The sequence below is a fragment of the Nocardia sp. NPDC050799 genome, from assembly GCF_040654015.1.
Classification (GTDB): domain Bacteria; phylum Actinomycetota; class Actinomycetes; order Mycobacteriales; family Mycobacteriaceae; genus Nocardia.
Genome location: NZ_JBFAHF010000016.1, coordinates 100,389 through 115,018, shown reverse-complemented (window position 1 = coordinate 115,018; position 14,630 = coordinate 100,389). Strand labels below are relative to the sequence as shown.

Annotated in this window: 13 protein-coding genes; 6 read left to right on the top strand and 7 right to left on the bottom strand. The window is 70.2% G+C overall.

The genetic code is table 11. The annotated features are described in order from the left end of the window. The 5 genes from AB0H42_RS18475 to AB0H42_RS18455 all read right to left on the bottom strand — a co-directional run. A partial coding sequence (locus tag AB0H42_RS18475; protein ID WP_357057200.1) for a tetratricopeptide repeat protein occupies window positions 1-1,515 on the bottom strand: 1,515 nt, incomplete at its 3' end. Between the two features lie 41 nt (window positions 1,516-1,556). After that, the gene (locus AB0H42_RS18470; RefSeq protein WP_357057198.1) at window positions 1,557-2,000 is read right to left on the bottom strand and encodes a hypothetical protein; all 444 of its coding nucleotides are present in this window, start codon (window positions 1,998-2,000) and stop codon (window positions 1,557-1,559) included. 418 nt (window positions 2,001-2,418) lie between these two features. Continuing rightward, entirely contained in the window at window positions 2,419-3,822 is a 1,404-nt protein-coding gene (locus tag AB0H42_RS18465; protein ID WP_357057196.1) for a TldD/PmbA family protein, read from the bottom strand. After that, complete coding sequence (locus tag AB0H42_RS18460) at window positions 3,819-5,324, bottom strand: TldD/PmbA family protein (RefSeq protein WP_357057311.1); 1,506 nt, start codon at window positions 5,322-5,324, stop codon at window positions 3,819-3,821. Before AB0H42_RS18460 ends, AB0H42_RS18465 begins: the two co-directional genes overlap by 4 nt. A 94-nt stretch (window positions 5,325-5,418) precedes the next feature. After that, entirely contained in the window at window positions 5,419-6,186 is a 768-nt protein-coding gene (locus AB0H42_RS18455; RefSeq protein ID WP_357057194.1) for a TSUP family transporter, read from the bottom strand. Between the two features lie 81 nt (window positions 6,187-6,267). Between AB0H42_RS18455 and AB0H42_RS18450 the strand changes: the two genes are divergently transcribed. The 3 genes from AB0H42_RS18450 to AB0H42_RS18440 all read left to right on the top strand — a co-directional run bounded on the left by AB0H42_RS18450 (window position 6,268) and on the right by AB0H42_RS18440 (window position 8,780). Beyond that, complete coding sequence (locus tag AB0H42_RS18450) at window positions 6,268-7,437, top strand: histidine kinase (RefSeq protein WP_357057192.1); 1,170 nt, start codon at window positions 6,268-6,270, stop codon at window positions 7,435-7,437. Between the two features lie 27 nt (window positions 7,438-7,464). Then, complete coding sequence (locus tag AB0H42_RS18445; RefSeq protein WP_357057190.1) at window positions 7,465-8,124, top strand: response regulator transcription factor; 660 nt, start codon at window positions 7,465-7,467, stop codon at window positions 8,122-8,124. 149 nt (window positions 8,125-8,273) lie between these two features. Next, window positions 8,274-8,780: an FxsA family protein gene (locus tag AB0H42_RS18440; protein WP_357057188.1), complete on the top strand. Its 507-nt coding sequence runs from the start codon at window positions 8,274-8,276 to the stop codon at window positions 8,778-8,780. Here AB0H42_RS18440 and AB0H42_RS18435 read toward each other — a convergent pair. Further along, window positions 8,777-9,331, bottom strand: coding sequence for a PadR family transcriptional regulator (locus AB0H42_RS18435; protein WP_357057186.1), 555 nt, complete (start codon window positions 9,329-9,331; stop codon window positions 8,777-8,779). The two genes, AB0H42_RS18440 and AB0H42_RS18435, sit on opposite strands and share 4 nt — an antisense overlap. Window positions 9,332-9,435: 104 nt before the next feature. Here AB0H42_RS18435 and AB0H42_RS18430 point away from each other — a divergent pair, with 104 nt between their 5' ends. After that, entirely contained in the window at window positions 9,436-10,155 is a 720-nt protein-coding gene (locus AB0H42_RS18430; protein WP_357057184.1) for a VOC family protein, read from the top strand. 279 nt (window positions 10,156-10,434) lie between these two features. On the opposite strand, the gene AB0H42_RS18425 is transcribed toward AB0H42_RS18430, so the two are convergent. Further along, on the bottom strand, window positions 10,435-10,836 hold the full coding sequence (locus AB0H42_RS18425) for a PPOX class F420-dependent oxidoreductase (protein WP_357057182.1): 402 nt from the start codon (window positions 10,834-10,836) through the stop codon (window positions 10,435-10,437). 308 nt (window positions 10,837-11,144) lie between these two features. On the opposite strand from AB0H42_RS18425, the gene AB0H42_RS18420 reads away from it, so the two are divergent. Both AB0H42_RS18420 and lnt read left to right on the top strand, forming a co-directional pair. After that, a complete protein-coding gene (locus AB0H42_RS18420; RefSeq protein ID WP_357057309.1) occupies window positions 11,145-12,743 on the top strand; it encodes an amidohydrolase family protein in 1,599 nt (532 codons plus the stop codon). A 29-nt stretch (window positions 12,744-12,772) separates the two neighbouring features. Next, complete coding sequence (gene lnt / locus AB0H42_RS18415) at window positions 12,773-14,503, top strand: apolipoprotein N-acyltransferase (RefSeq protein ID WP_357057180.1); 1,731 nt, start codon at window positions 12,773-12,775, stop codon at window positions 14,501-14,503. Window positions 14,504-14,630: the final 127 nt, after the last annotated feature.

Genomic DNA, 14,630 nt, shown 5'->3' with positions numbered 1-14,630 from the left:
GTCCGGGTCCAGGACGCGCTCGGAGTCGGTGAGGGTTTGTTCGTAGAGGGGGATCGCCTCGGCGACTCGGCCCGCCGATTCGTAGGCGTGGGCGAGGTTGTTGCGGGCGGCCAGGGTGTCGGGGTGGTCGGGGCCCAGGATCCGTTCGAAGTCGGTGACGGCTTGTTGATAGTGGGGCAGGGCGCTGGTGTGCATGCCTTGGTCGAGCAGGAACAACCCGGCGTAACTGCGGATCATCGTGATCGTGGCGGTGGCGGACCCGTCGCGGGAGGTGGAGTGGTCGATGAGGGCGTCGATGTGGGGCAGCAGGGCTCGCCAGGTCGGCCAGGTGCCCGGGTCCTGATAGTCGGGCAGGACAGCATGCAGGCTCCCGGCGGCGCGGGTGTGGGCTCGTTCGATCGCTGCGGCGCCGCGGTACGGATCGGTGTAATCGGGAGTGCGGGCCACGGTTTGAACCAGCCGGTGGATCGACAGCCCGGCATTTCCAGGGTCCGGGGTGATCATGTTGTAGGCCGCCAGTACCCCGAGCGCGGCATCCACAGTGGTCTGGTCCGCCATTGCACGGCACAGGATGAGTGGAATGTTGTCGGGGGCGTACCAGGCCAGAGTGCGGAGCAGTTCCACCGCGGCGGGGTCGGTCTCGGCGATGCGGTCCAAGGTGACCCGCCAGATCCGGGCAATCGTGCGTTGCGGGTCGGTGCCGGCCGCGACACGGTCGAGGGTGGGGCCGGGTTGGTTTTCGAGCAGTTGCAGATAGGCGTGGGGGGTGGTGAACCGTTGTTGTGCCAGATATGCCCCGGCCTGCTCGATTGCCAATGGCAGATACCCGAGTCTCTCGCACAATTGCGCGGCTCCCTCGAGATCGCGTGGTCCGGCGGCGGTGATCAACGCGACGAGTAGCTGTTCGGCTTCGGCGGCGGCGAGGACGTCCAGCGAGATCACCACCGTTCCGGGCTGCCACGGCACCGACAAGCGGCCGGTGATCAGGACCCGCCCGGTGCGGGCTCGCGCCAGTATTGCGGCGATATCGGCCGGGTTCTCGACATTGTCGAGGATCAGCAACCAGCCGGTGTGGGTGGCCAGCCACTGCACCCCCTGCTCGGCCAGGTCTTCGACGGTCAACGCCTCGGCGAGTGCGGGCTGCAGCCGGGCCGCGAACCCGGCCAGCCCCCGCTCGACTCCTTCCGAGGAATCCGCGCGGATCCACACGATCGGCGCGCACCCGTGTGGGCGGGTGCCTGCCCAGTAGGCAGCGAGGCTGGATTTGCCGATACCGCCCAGCCCGTGCACCGCGGCAACGACCACCGGCCCGCCGGCGGTGACGGCGGCGTCCAGCCGGGCCAACTCGGACTCGCGGCCTACGAACCAGCCCGGCCACGCCTCCAGATTGTCGATCCCGGGTGGAGCCTCGAGCTGGGCTATCGGCCGGAAGGCTTCCGCGGGCGGCTGCACCACCCGGGTGGTGAACTGGGTGTGGAAATCGCCGCCGACCTCCACCCCTGCGGCCGAGAACACAACAGGCGCGGCAAGTGCTGGTCCAGGGGTCGCTGCCGCGCCTAACGAGGGTCCGGCGGCTCCGAGACCACCTGCACATCGGTCACGGAGAAATCCCCGGCGACCTTCACCTCTTTCGCGATCACGCCGCTGGCGCCTGCGGCCCGGATCCCCCGGACCTCGACTCGGCCGGCCTCGACCCGCTCCAGTCGCACACCAACCAACTCGGCGGCCTCGGGCGAATGCTGCTCGATCACCCCGAGCAGAATTTGCACCGCCTCCGCCAGCTCCGGATCAGTGCCCGCGCCCGCGGCCGCCAATTCCTCGGCCAGCACCACCTGACGCGCCGGGGCCTGTGGGCGGGCCTCGACGATCGCTACATCCACCGATGAGTACCGCTGCCCCAGCAGGTCTTTCACTCTCTGGTATGCGTCGCACACTGCCAGTCTCGCCGTCTCGCCCGCCCCTGCCGCCAGACCGGCCGATACCGCCGATGCTGCAGCCATCGCCGCCGCCATGATCTCCGGCCCCACCAGAATCGCCCCTCTCGGTACCGATCCCACCCGAACTCGACTACTGGGCGGGGAATCTCCACAATTTATCGGAAAGACCAGCTACACACCGGTGTTCACTCGAATGCCTTCCGGCGTCCTCGTGCCGACCCGGGCCGGTCGTGCGCCCGATAGGGCAGGCAGTGGCCGACCAGCCGCAATCCTCTGGCCACAGCGAACAAAGCTCGGATCACTCGCGACTGTGGTGAGACGGGTCGCCGGCGGTGGGTGCGGCGCACAGCATCGTTCTTGCCGCCGAGAACATGCCCGGTCAGCGCCGAGGCGCCACCCTCTCGGCTTCACGTCCGCCGACGCGAGGCTCGCCCGGTGCCGGGGTGGCGCGAAGTCCCGGGAGCGACTCGCTGGTCCCGGTTCAGGTCGCCCGGCTCACCGACGACATGTGGAAGTCCGGGATCCGCAGCGGCGGCATGGCCGTGCGGGTGAACCAGTCCTTCCATTCTCGCGGCAGCGTGAGTTCGGTGGCCCCGGCCTCGGTGACCCGGCGCAGCAGGTCCAGCGGGCTCTCGTTGAACCGGAAGTTGTTCACCGCCGCGGTGACCTCCCCGTTCTCGACCAGGTACACGCCGTCGCGAGTGAGACCGGTGAGCAGCAGGATGGCCGGGTCGACCTCGCGGATGTACCAGAGGGTGGTGAGCAGCAGACCGCGTTCGGTGCGCGCGATCATCTCGTCCAGTGTTGTCGCGGAACCGCCGGTGAGCAGCAGGTTCTGCACCGGGACGGTGGGGGAGGCGGCGTAGTCGGCGGCGGTGGCGCGTGGATACACCAGATCGGCGATCGTGCCGTCGCGCAACCAGTCCACCCGGGGCGCGGGCAGCCCGTTGTCGAAGACCGACACCGTCTCCGATGAGGCCGGGGTGGCCACGAACGGCAGGCACTGCAATCCGGGCGCCGCGGGATCGGAGAAGAGGGTCAGCGGGATATCGGTGAGCTTCTCACCGACCCGGGTACCGCCCGCGGCCGCGAACGCGGTGTGTCCCTCCTGCGCGCCCCGGCCCTCCATGGACCAGTACATATAGATGAGGAGGTCCGCGACCGCCGACGGCGGCAGCAGGGTTTCGTACCGCCCGGCGGGCAGTTCCACCCGCCGGGCAGACCAGTCCAGCCGCCGGGACAGCTCCGCCAGCAGACCGGGGGTGTCCACATCGGTGAAATCGGCGGTGCCCGCGCCCACCCAGGCACTGGCCAGGTCCGCCCCGTCGCCGCGCTTACCGTTGATCTCGATCGACCCGGTGGGCTGGGTGTAGCGGCGCCGGACACCGGTGGAGGTGCCGAGCCAGGTGGTCTGTACCTGATGGTGCGCGAAACCGTAGAGCCGGTCGCCGCCGTCGAAACCGGTGGCCAGATCGGCGGCGAGCCCGGTAAACACATCGATCCCGGTGACGGCCGGAGCCTGCTCCCAATCCGGTGCCGCCGGAACCGCCTCCGCGTCCAGCAGCGGCATGGCGTCGCGGGCCGGTTCGGCGGATCGGGCGGCCTCCTCACTCGCCCGCACCACGGCCTCGATATCGGCGGGGTCGACACTGGTCGAGACCACGCTGCCGACGCGCGCCGAACGCGGGCCGTCCCGGAACACCGAAACCACCGACCAGCGCCGCGAGACGGAGGCGCCGTTGGTGGTCATCGAGTTGCCGGCCCAGCGCAGCGAGGCCTCGTACTCGTCGCTGACGATCACGATCGCCTCGTCGGCCCGGGACGCGCCGAGGGCCCGCTCGACCACCGCACCCGCGGGCAGCACACCCGCACCGATCACCGTCATCGTCCTGCCTCCGTCCGGGTGTTGAGGACGTTCACGCCGCGCACCAGTACCGACGGGCAGCCGTGACTGACCGCCGCGACCTGGCCGGGCTGCGCCTTACCGCAGGTGAACGCGCCGCCCAGCTGCCAGGTCGACGGTCCGCCGACCGCCTCCATCGAACCCCAGAAATCCGTGGTGGTCGCCTGATAGGCGACATCGCGCAGCTGGCCGGCCAGCTCACCGTTGCGGATCCGGAAGAAACGCTGCCCGGTGAACTGGAAGTTGTAGCGTTGCATATCGATCGACCAGCTCTTGTCGCCGACGATATAGATGCCGTCGGCGACCCGCGAGATCAGTTCGGCGGTACTGGTATCGGTATCGGGATCGGGCTGTAGCGAGACATTGGCCATCCGCTGGATCGGTACATGGTGGGGGGAATCGGCGTAGGAACAGCCGTTGGAGCGGTCCAGGCCCAGCCGCGGCGCGAACACCCGGTCGAGCTGATAGCCCACCAGTACCCCGTCGCGCACCAGATCCCAGCGCTGACCGGCCACTCCGTCGTCGTCGTAGCCGACGGTGGCCAGCCCGTGCGGCTGGACCCGGTCGGCGGTGACGTGCATGACCGGGGTGCCGTAGCGCAGCGTGCCCAGCAGATCCGGGGTCGCGAACGAGGTCCCGGCGTAGGCCGATTCGTAGCCGATCGCGCGGTCGTACTCGGTGGCGTGACCGATGGATTCGTGGATGGTGAGCCACAGGTTGGTGGGGTCGATGACCAGATCGGTCGGGCCCGGGGTGACGGTCGGCGCCTTCACCTTCTCGGCCAGCCATTCCGGGATCCGGGCCAGTTCGGTATCCCAGTCCCAGACCCCGTCGGCGCCGGTGACATACTCCCAGCCGCGGCCGACCGGGGGCGCCAGGGTGCGCATGGTCTCGAACGAGCCCGAGGCGGTGTCGACGGTGATCGCCTCCAGTTCCGGGTGCAGGCGCACCCGCTGCTGGATGATCGAGGAACCGGCGGTGTCCGCGTAGTAGGTCTGTTCCTTGACCTGGAGGAGTGACGCGGTGACGTGGTCGACGCCGTCGGCGGCGGTCAGCCGGCCCGAATACTCTTGGAGCAGAGCCACTTTGTCGGCCGAGACCACGGTGAACGGATCGATCCCGTAGTCGGAGATCCAGCGGGCGTTGTCGTAGCGGGGTTCGGCGGCGAGTTCGACGCGTTCCCGGTTCAGGTCGCGCAGGGTGGTCGCCACGGCCACCGCGGACCGCGCGACCTCGGCCGCGGTCTCCCGGGTCAGCGCCGCGTGCGAGGCGAAACCCCAGGTGCCGTCGACGATGACGCGGACCGCGAACCCGAGTTCGACGGTATCGGTCAGTGCCTCCACCCGGCCGTCGCGTAACCGCAGTGTCTGCGTACACAATCGGTGCACCCGCAGATCGGCGTGCTCGGCCCCGGCCGCGCGGGCCGTGGCGAGAGCCGACTCCGCCAGCGCGGCCAGCGGCAGGTTCGCGAACTCCGGATCGATATCGTGCCCGGACGGTAGGCCGCCCGATTCGATAGAGGTTGTCGCCGTCACCCTGCACAACTTAGTCCGCTGTGCCGGATCACGGGCGATACGCTCAACCGAACTGCTGCCAGCCCAGCCGGATCACCATGGCGACCACGACCACCAGCAGCACCGCGCGGACGAACTCCGCGCCGCGGTCCAGCGCCATTCGCGAACCCAGCACGGCGCCCGCGATATTGGCCAGCGCCATCGCCGCGCCCAGCGCCCACAGCACATGCCCGGTGGCACCGAAATAGATCAGCGCCCCGATATTCGAGCCGCAGTTGATCACCTTCGCCATCGCCGCCGCCCGGACGAACTCGGTGCCGAGCAGGGTGGCGAACGTGATGATCAGGAAGGTTCCGGTGCCGGGACCGAGTAGTCCGTCGTAGGCGCCGACCAGACCCGCGGCCAGCGCCACCACCAGAACGACCTTGCGCCGCGACGGGGGATGGGTGGCCAGGGTGATCCCGATCGAGGGCCGGGCCGTGACGAAGATCGCCACCCCGATCAGCACCACCAGCACGATCGGGATGAACAGCTCCCGGTCGATGAGCGCCACCGCCGCCGCGCCCGCCGCCGCGGTGATCGCCGCCAGCACGGCGGCGGGTATCAGCAGCCGCCACTGGAGCGGAACCTTCCGGGCGAAGGTGGCCGCCGCCGTGGCCGTGCCCGCGACCGCCGCCAGTTTGTTGGTGCCCAGTGCCGTCTGCGGGGCGAGGCCGGGGGCCACCAGCAGCAGGGTCGGCAGCACGATCAGACCGCCACCACCCACCACGGCGTCCACCCAGCCGGCGGCGGCCGCGGCCGGCAGTAGCATCAGCCAGTCGGTCACATCCACCCGCTCAGCAAACCAGAATGTCCGTAGGCCGAGATCACCGCTCACGCCATCCCACCGGGGCCGTCCTTCTAGGCTGGGCGGGTGCGCCGGTTCATTCTGTGGCTTCGAGACAACCCCGTCGTCGCGGACTCCGCGCTCGCGGCGGCGCTGCTTGTCTTCGACCTCACCATGGCCCGCGACAGCACCGACCTCGCCGCCTTCGTGGTGTTCTCGGTGCTCATCCCGCTCCCGATCGTGCTGCGCCGCATTTATCCGCGGGCAATGGCGGTGACCTTCATGGCGCTGTCGATCTGCGCCAGCACCATCGGCTATATCGTCGGCGATCCCACCGGGCACGCCGCGCTGATCGGCCACGGCGTCATGCTGTATACGCTGGTCGCCTATGTCGGTCGGCGCTCGGGACTCTGGTACGTGCTGGCACTGGTCGCCGATACCGCGTACGGGATGGCGCTGCTGAGCGGATTCCGGGCCGGGGATCTCGCGTTCGTCTCGGTGTTCTTCGCCCTGTGCTGGGCGCTGGGCGAGTTCACCGGCGCCCGCCGTGCCTACGACGCCGAGGTGGCGGCCCGGCTGGCCGTCGCCGACTCCGACCGGGAACGCCGTGCGCACGACGCGGTCTCGGCCGAGCGCACCCGGATCGCCCGGGAACTGCACGATGTGGTCGCACACGCGGTGAGTGTGATGATCGTCCAGGCCGACGGCGCGCGCTTCGCCCTGCGCACCGACCCGGATACCACCGAACAGGCGCTGGTCACCATTGCCGGGACCGGGCGCGAAGCACTGCGCGAACTCCGCCGCACCGTCGCGCTGCTGCGCACCGAACACGCCCCCGACGAAGTCCCCCAGCACGGGACGGCGGGGCTCGCGGCGGTGGTGCAGCTGATGCGGGACGCGGGCCTGGCGGTCGAGCTGGAACTGGCCGGTGAACTGGACGGTGTCGCGCCCGAGATCAGTCTGGGTACGCACCGCATCGTGCAGGAGGCGCTGACCAACACCCTCCGGCACGCCGGCGCCCACCCGAAGGCGTGGGTGCGGGTGCACCGGCACGCCGACCACATCGAGGTGGAGGTCGTCGACTCCGGCGGGGTCCCGGTGCGGCCCGAGGACCGGATCCAGGGCAGCGGCCTGGGCCTGGCCGGGATGCGTGAACGGATGGCGGTACTCGGCGGCAGCCTCGAGGCCGGGCGCCGGACCGACGGCGCCTGGCGGGTGTACGCGCGGATTCCGCTGTCCGCACCGGATCGGGAGTAGGCGGTGGCCGCCACTACATTGGAATCCGTGCCGATCACCGTGCTCGTTGTGGACGACCAGGAACTCATGCGCGTAGGACTCAAGATGGTGCTCGGCGCACACCCCGATATCGAGGTGGTCGGCGAAGCCGATAACGGCGCCACCGCGGTCGCCCGGGCCGCCGAACTGACCCCCGACGTGGTGCTCATGGACGTCCGGATGCCGGTCGTGGACGGCGTTACCGCCACCGGGCGCATCCTCGAGGCCGATCATGGGAGCCGGGTCCTGGTGATGACGACCTTCGACCTCGATGAACACGCCTTGGGCGCGCTACGCGCCGGCGCGAGCGGGTTCCTGCTCAAGGACACCCCGCCCGAAGACCTGATCTCGGCCATCCGCAGCGTCGCGGCCGGGGACGCGGTGGTGTCGCCGAAGGTCACCAAACGTCTCCTCGACCGGCTGATCGCCGAAGAACCCACGCCCTCGCGCGACCCCGGAATCCTCGAGGTGCTGACCGCTCGCGAACGCGAAGTACTCGAACAGATCGCCGCCGGGCGGTCCAATGCCGAGATCGCGGGCCAGCTGTTCCTGTCCGAGGCCACGGTGAAGACCCACGTCGGCCGGGTCTTGACCAAACTGGGCCTGCGTGACCGGGTGCAGGCGGTGGTGCTGGCCTATGAGACCGGCGTGGTGCGTCCGGGCGGCTGAGCAAGCGGGACCTGCTTCGGCCCGCTCGGGTGCGAGTAACGGAGGTTATCCAGGCGACGGTGCCCGAGGCCAGCCGTGCAATCCCCGGCATCGGGAGCAAATCGGACATCTCGTTCGTTGTACGGGCAGTCCGACCGAAAGGTTCGCCCATGCCCGTCCTCGGTTTCCTCGTCTATCTCGTCGTCGAGATCGCCGTCTTCGCCGCCGCCGTCACCTGGCTCGGTGCCGTTCCCGCCATCCTGTTGCTCATGGCCAGCTCCGCCGCGGGCATACTGCTGCTCGGTTCGCAGTGGCGCCGAGTGGGGGAACAGTTCCGCCGCGCCTCGCGCGGCGAGATCACCCCGGGTGCCGCGGTCGCCGACGGTGCGCTGGTGGGCGCGGGCAGCCTGCTGATGTTCGTGCCCGGTCTGGTCACCTCGGTGGTGGGGCTGCTGATGCTCATCCCGCCGACCCGCGCGCTGTTCCGCCCGGTACTGGCCTCCCTGGCCGCGCGCCGGGTCGCGAAGATCGCCGCGGCCGCGCCGTACCGGCCCACGGTGATCGATGCCGATGTCGTGGACGGTGTCGTGGTGAGCGAGTGGTACACCGACGAGCGGCCGCAATCGAGCAGCATCCTGGAAAAGCGGCTTCCACCGGCGGAACAGCACCGGATCTAGGAATCGTCGGCCATCCGGTACTCGCCTCGTTCCAGCCGGTCCAGCACACCGGCGGTCCAGCCGGTGAGATTGTCGAAGACCCCGCTCCACAGTTCGAGCAGATCGGTGGCGTGCGGGGGCTCGTAGCGGCCCGGATGGTCGCCGACCATGGCCCGCAGGTCGTCGCGGATCGCGCGGCTGCCCTCGCGTTGTTCGCGTAGTTTCGCGATCACATGGGCGCGCGGCAGGGCATCCATGAACGCGATCCCGGCACCGAGTTCTTCCATGTCCGCGCTGGTCAGCGCCTCGTCCATCCGCTCCAGGAACTCCACTTCGCCGGCGGGGGTGAGTTCGAACAGGGTCCGGCCCGGCCCCCGGCCGCCGTCCTCGGTGCCCAGGGTGCGCAGCTTTCCCTCCTGGGTGAGTTGTTTCACGGCGTGATAGATGGAGCCGGGCTGCACATTGGTCCAGGTATCAGCGCGCCAGGACAGCAATTCGCGGCGCACCGCGTAACCGTGGGTCGGCTGCTGCCGCCGTGTCACCCCGAGAACCAGCAACCGTACCGCCGCCATCGTCGCTCCTTCCGTCACCGGAACAGTACGGTACTCAAATTTGACTTCCGATCGTCGAACGACTTAGCCTCGGGTAGTCAAAATTGACTATTGGGAGGATTCTCATGGGAGATACCGCGGTACCGGTGCTGCCCACACATGATCTGGCTCGCACGCTCGACTTCTACCGGGCGCTCGGTTACACGGTCACCTACGAACAGACGAGGCCGTATGTCTACGGCGCGATCTCGGCGCACGATTGCGACCTCCACTTCACCTCCGCTCCCGCGGGACACGCGGCCAGGGAGGAGGCGGGTTGTCTGGTCATGGTCGACGACGTCGCGGAGCGGCATCGCCACTTCAGCGCTGCGCTACGGGAACGGTTCGGGCGGATGCCCACGCAGGGGCCAGGGCGGATCACTCGTTTCCGCGCCGGCCAGACCAGGTTCAGCCTCATCGACCCGGACGGCAACCGAGTGATCTATATCGCGCGAACGGAGCCGGCGGAACTCGAGTACGGCGGATCGGCGAAACTGACCGGTCTTGCCCGAGTTCTCGACAATGCGCGGATCCTGCGCGATTCCAAGAACGACGACAAGGCCGCCGAACGAGCGCTCGAGTCCGGGCTGCGCCGCCACGGCGCGGCGGCCGGTGTGCTGGACCGGGCGCGCGCCCTGGCGGCGCTGGCCGAGCTCGCGATCGCGCGCGGAAACCCGGACAAGGCCACCCAGCGCCGCGCCGACCTGGTGGCGCTCGGATTGACCGAGGCCGAACGGACGGAACTCGCCGCTGAGCTCGGCGCGGCAGACGACCTCGAAGAATGGCTGCGGCCACAAGCGGATTGACTTGGCACGCCGGAGCGGCGATCTGCGGGTTCCGTTCGCACTGCCCGGTTTCCCGGGCTGCTGGGGATCGGTGAGGTCGTTTGCTCCTTCACGCGCGGTGAGGTCCGAGGCCGAGACGGCCCTTCGGTAGGGGAAGGTCGCCCGGCGCGCGAGCGGTCACCACGTCGTGCCGCGGGCGGGCGCCGGCACCGTCGACGATGAGCGGTGGGTTACGCCGCGTACGGATCCGGCGGGCCGCTCGTTGGAAATCTCGCCCCGGCCGGATCCGGACGGTGGCCGTTATTCCGCGGTGGCCGGCTCGGTCCGTGGAGTGAGTTCGATGCCGACGGTGCCCGACTTCCCGCGGCGCAGAACACTGCCGAACACCACCAGGGGCCCGGTGAGCCGGTACTTGCGGCGGATCAGGCGGCGGACCCGCGCGCTGCCATCGGCATCGAGGACCCGGCCGGTGCCGTGGACGACCTCACCGCGCGGGGTGCCCTTGTAATCACAGGGCTGCAGCGTCACCTCCGGGTTGCGCCGCAGCCTTTTCACCTTCCAGCTGTCGGTGACGGTCCAGACGTAGAGCTTGTCTTCCTCGGCCACCGCCCACAGGGGTGTCGGCACCGCAGTGCCGTCCTTGCGGAAGGTGGTGAGCAGAACGTAGTCGGCGGTACCGACCGCACCGAGCGTGTTGGTCATGGAGTCAGCGTAATTCGCGGCGGACCGGGCAGGTACCGACGACCGGCCGATCGGGATCGCCGAGAGACTTGTCGGCGATCCGGGTGATCGACCCGGTCTCATGGTGGTACGGGACCGCACGGGCCCGGTGCGGATTCAGCTGACACAGCTGTCCCCGACCCGTGGCGATCGCCCTGGCCGGGACCGGGGCGACCACCGCCATGTCCACCCCGGTCCGGGTGATCCGGCGCCGCCGCGGGCCTGCCGCGCCCGCTCGCGCCCGGACCGGCCCGCGCGACCCGGGCGGCGGTGCGGCAGACTGGACTCCCGTGAGTACGCAGCTGCTGGTCGGAGGCCGGATCTACAGTTCGAGTGCGCCCGATGCCACCGCCCTGGCGGTGACCGACGGCGTCGTCGTATGGCTCGGCGCCGACCATGTGGGGCGTGCCCTGCATCCGGACGCCGAGGTAGTCGAGCTCGACGGCGCCTTGGTGACCCCCGCTTTTGTGGAACCGCACCTGCACACCACCGCGCTCGGCCTGCAACTCGCGGGCCTCGACCTCGCCGCGGCCCGTTCGCTCACCCACTGCCTGGAACTGGTCGCCGAATACGCCGCCCGCCACCCGGACGGCGCGATTCTCGCCGACGGCTGGGACGAGACCCGCTGGCCGGAGGGCCGGCCGCCGACGGTCGCCGAAGTGGACGCCGCCGCCCGGCCCGGGCAAGCGGTGTATCTGGCGCGGGTGGACGCGCATTCCGCGGTGGCCTCCTCGGCGCTGCTGGACGAGGTGCCGGGACTGAGTTCCGCGTCCGGGTTCACCTCGGGGGAACCGGTGCGGGCGGCGGCCCACCATCTCGTACGGGCCGCGGCCCGGGCCCGGCTCACCCGGGAACAGCGGGACGCGGCCCGGCGGACCGCGCTGGACGCCGCGGCCGCACACGGGGTGGCGGCCGTGCACGAATGCGCGGGTCCCGATATAGAAGGAGAAACCGATCTGCGCGAACTGCTCGGCTTCGAGCACGGTGTGCAGGTGCGGGCCTACTGGGGTCAGGCGGTGCGCACCGCGGACGAGGCGCGCACGCTGCTGTCCGACCTCGGGGCGCACGGGCTCGCCGGTGACCTGTTCGTGGACGGGTCCATCGGCTCGCATACCGCTCGGTTGCGCGACCCGTACGCCGACGACCCCGGGACCGGGGTCTCCTATCTGGACGCCGGGGATATCGCCGCCCATGTGCGGGCCTGTACCGAGGCGGGCGTCCAAGCGGGTTTCCACGCCATCGGCGACGGGGCGCTCGACGCGGTGGTGGCCGGGTTCGGGCAGGTGGTCGCCGAACTCGGTGGTCCGGCCGTGGCCGCGCGTGGCCACCGGGTGGAGCACGCGGAACTGCTCGACGCGGCACAGATCGAGGCCCTCGCCGCCTGGGGTGTGATCGCCAGTGTGCAACCCGGGTTCGACTCCGCCTGGGGCGGACCCGACGGGATGTACGCCGAACGACTCGGTGCCACCCGCGCCGCGGCCCTGAACCCGTTCGCCGCCATGGCCGCGGCCGGTGTCTCGCTGGCCATCGGCTCGGACGCGCCGGTGACCGCGCTCGACCCGTGGGCGGCGGTCCGCGCGGCCGTGCACCACCGCACCCCCGGGCACGGTCTCTCCCCGCGGGCCGCCTTCGCCGCCGCCACCCGCGGCGCGTGGCGGGCCGGCGGCGTGCGCGACGGCGTCGCCGGAACCCTGGTGCCCGGGGCGCCCGCGTCGTACGCGGTATGGGAGGCCGGTGAGCTGGTGGTCGCCGCGCCCACCGATACGGTCCAGCGCTGGTCCACCGACCCCCGCTCCCGGGTTCCCGGCCTGCCGTCGCTGACCCCGGACGCCGACCTGCCGCGCTGCCTGCGCACCGTGCGCGACGGTGTCCCCATCTACCAGGCGTGATCTCGGCCCGAGCGGAACAGGATGCAGCAGTGAACCAGGGTGACGGGCCGGCGATCCGGTGGACCGGCGGGCTCGCCCGCTACCCGGTGGTGGTGCGGTCGGTGGCCGCGGTGTTCGCCGGTGTCCTGCTGTTCGGCAGCTTCCCGCCGCGGCCGTGGTGGTTCCTCGCGCCCGCCGGGATCGCGCTGTTGACCCTGGTGGTGCGCAGCGGGCCCCGCCTGCGGGCCGGGTTCGGCTACGGCTTCCTCGCCGGACTCGGTTTCTTCCTTCCGCTGCTGCCGTGGACCGGGATCTATGTGGGTCCGCTGCCGTGGCTCGCGCTGTCCACCGCGTGCGCGGTGTACCTGGGCCTGTTCGGGGTGCTCGGCCGGATACTCGGGCGGCTGCCGGGATGGCCGCTGTGGCTCGCCCTGGCCTGGACGGCGGCCGAATGGGGCCGGTCGAGTTTCCCGTTCGGGGGGTTCCCCTGGGGGCGATTGGCCTTCGGCCAGGCCGACGGCTGGTTCCTGCCGCTGGCCGCCTATGGTGGTGCGCCGCTGGTGAGCTTCGTCGTTGCGCTGAGCGGTACCTGCGGGGCCGCCGTGGTTCTCGGAGTGCTCCGCCGGGCAGGTTCGCGCCGGGCGGCGGTGAGTACTGTGCCGGGGGCGGCGGGTCGTGCCGGCGGGAGCACCGCCCCGGGCAGTGCCGAGGAAGCGACCGCCGACAGCCACGCCGGTTCGACGAGCGAGGGTGCCGCGGCGCGCGGGGGCCGGGTGGCGACGGCGGCCGCCGCGGCGACCTGTGTGTTACTCGCCGCGGCCGGGTTCGGGCTCGGGGCGACACTGCCCGGTCCGCTCGAAGGAGACCGGACGATCACCGTGGCCGCCATCCAGGGCAGCGTGCCCCGTCTCGGCCTCGATTTCAATGCGCAGCGTCGGGCCGTGCTCGACAATCATGTCCGCCGGACCGAACAACTGGCCGATGAGGTGGCGAGCGGTCTGTTTCCGGCCCCGGATGTGGTGGTGTGGCCCGAAAACTCCTCCGATATCGACCCGTTGCGCAATTCCGACGCATCCGCGCTCATCTCGGCGGCGGCCCGGCGGATCTCGGCACCGATTCTGGTGGGAGCTGTGCTGGTCAACGGGGACGGCACCACCACGAATTCGGTGATGGTGTGGACCGCGGAAAGCGGCCCGGGGGACCGTCACGACAAAAAAATAGTACAGCCTTTCGGTGAATACCTGCCGATGCGCGGATTCTTCCGGCTCTTTTCGGACTATGCGGACAGGGCGGGATACTTCGTCCCGGGTCACGGAGACGGAACAATTCGGGCCGCAGGTACGGAAATCGGGGTGGCAACCTGTTACGAGGTCGCTTTCGACCGGGCTTTCCGAGATTCGTTGCACTCCGGAGCGCAATTGCTCGCGGTCCCTACGAACAATGCGACTTTCGGCAATAGTGAAATGACTTACCAGCAACTGGCGATGTCCAGGGTGCGGGCTGTCGAACACGGGCGCTCGCTGGTCGTGGCCGCCACCTCGGGGGTCAGCGCGCTCATCGCCGCGGACGGCACGGTGCGGCAGGAGAGCGCGCTGTTCACCCCCGAGGCGCTGGTCGCCGAGGTGCCGCTGCGTGATTCGCACACCCCGGCGACGGTGCTGGGGCCCTGGCCGGAGTTGGTCGCCGTGTTCGTGACGGCGGCCGGTGTGGTGCTCTCGATCGTGCGGCGGCGAACCGCTCGCGGGCCGGCCGAGACCCCCACGGCGCCCGTGTCCGGCTGACCGCCGGCCCGGATTCTCGTCGTCACCGGCGAGTCTGTGATAACGCCTGGGCTGTCGGCGGTTCTTCCGGTTTGCACCTTGTTTATTTTTCGGTTTCGGAGGGTAAACATGCCCGGCTCTTTGTGCG

Coding starts and splice junctions, on each gene's coding strand:
- AB0H42_RS18470 (WP_357057198.1), bottom strand. CDS start 2,000: ATGGCTGCAGCATCGGCGGTATCGGCCGGTCTGGCGGCAGGGGCGGGC.
- AB0H42_RS18465 (WP_357057196.1), bottom strand. CDS start 3,822: ATGACGGTGATCGGTGCGGGTGTGCTGCCCGCGGGTGCGGTGGTCGAG.
- AB0H42_RS18440 (WP_357057188.1), top strand. CDS start 8,274: ATGCCCGTCCTCGGTTTCCTCGTCTATCTCGTCGTCGAGATCGCCGTC.
- AB0H42_RS18435 (WP_357057186.1), bottom strand. CDS start 9,331: ATGGCGGCGGTACGGTTGCTGGTTCTCGGGGTGACACGGCGGCAGCAG.
- AB0H42_RS18430 (WP_357057184.1), top strand. CDS start 9,436: ATGGGAGATACCGCGGTACCGGTGCTGCCCACACATGATCTGGCTCGC.
- AB0H42_RS18425 (WP_357057182.1), bottom strand. CDS start 10,836: ATGACCAACACGCTCGGTGCGGTCGGTACCGCCGACTACGTTCTGCTC.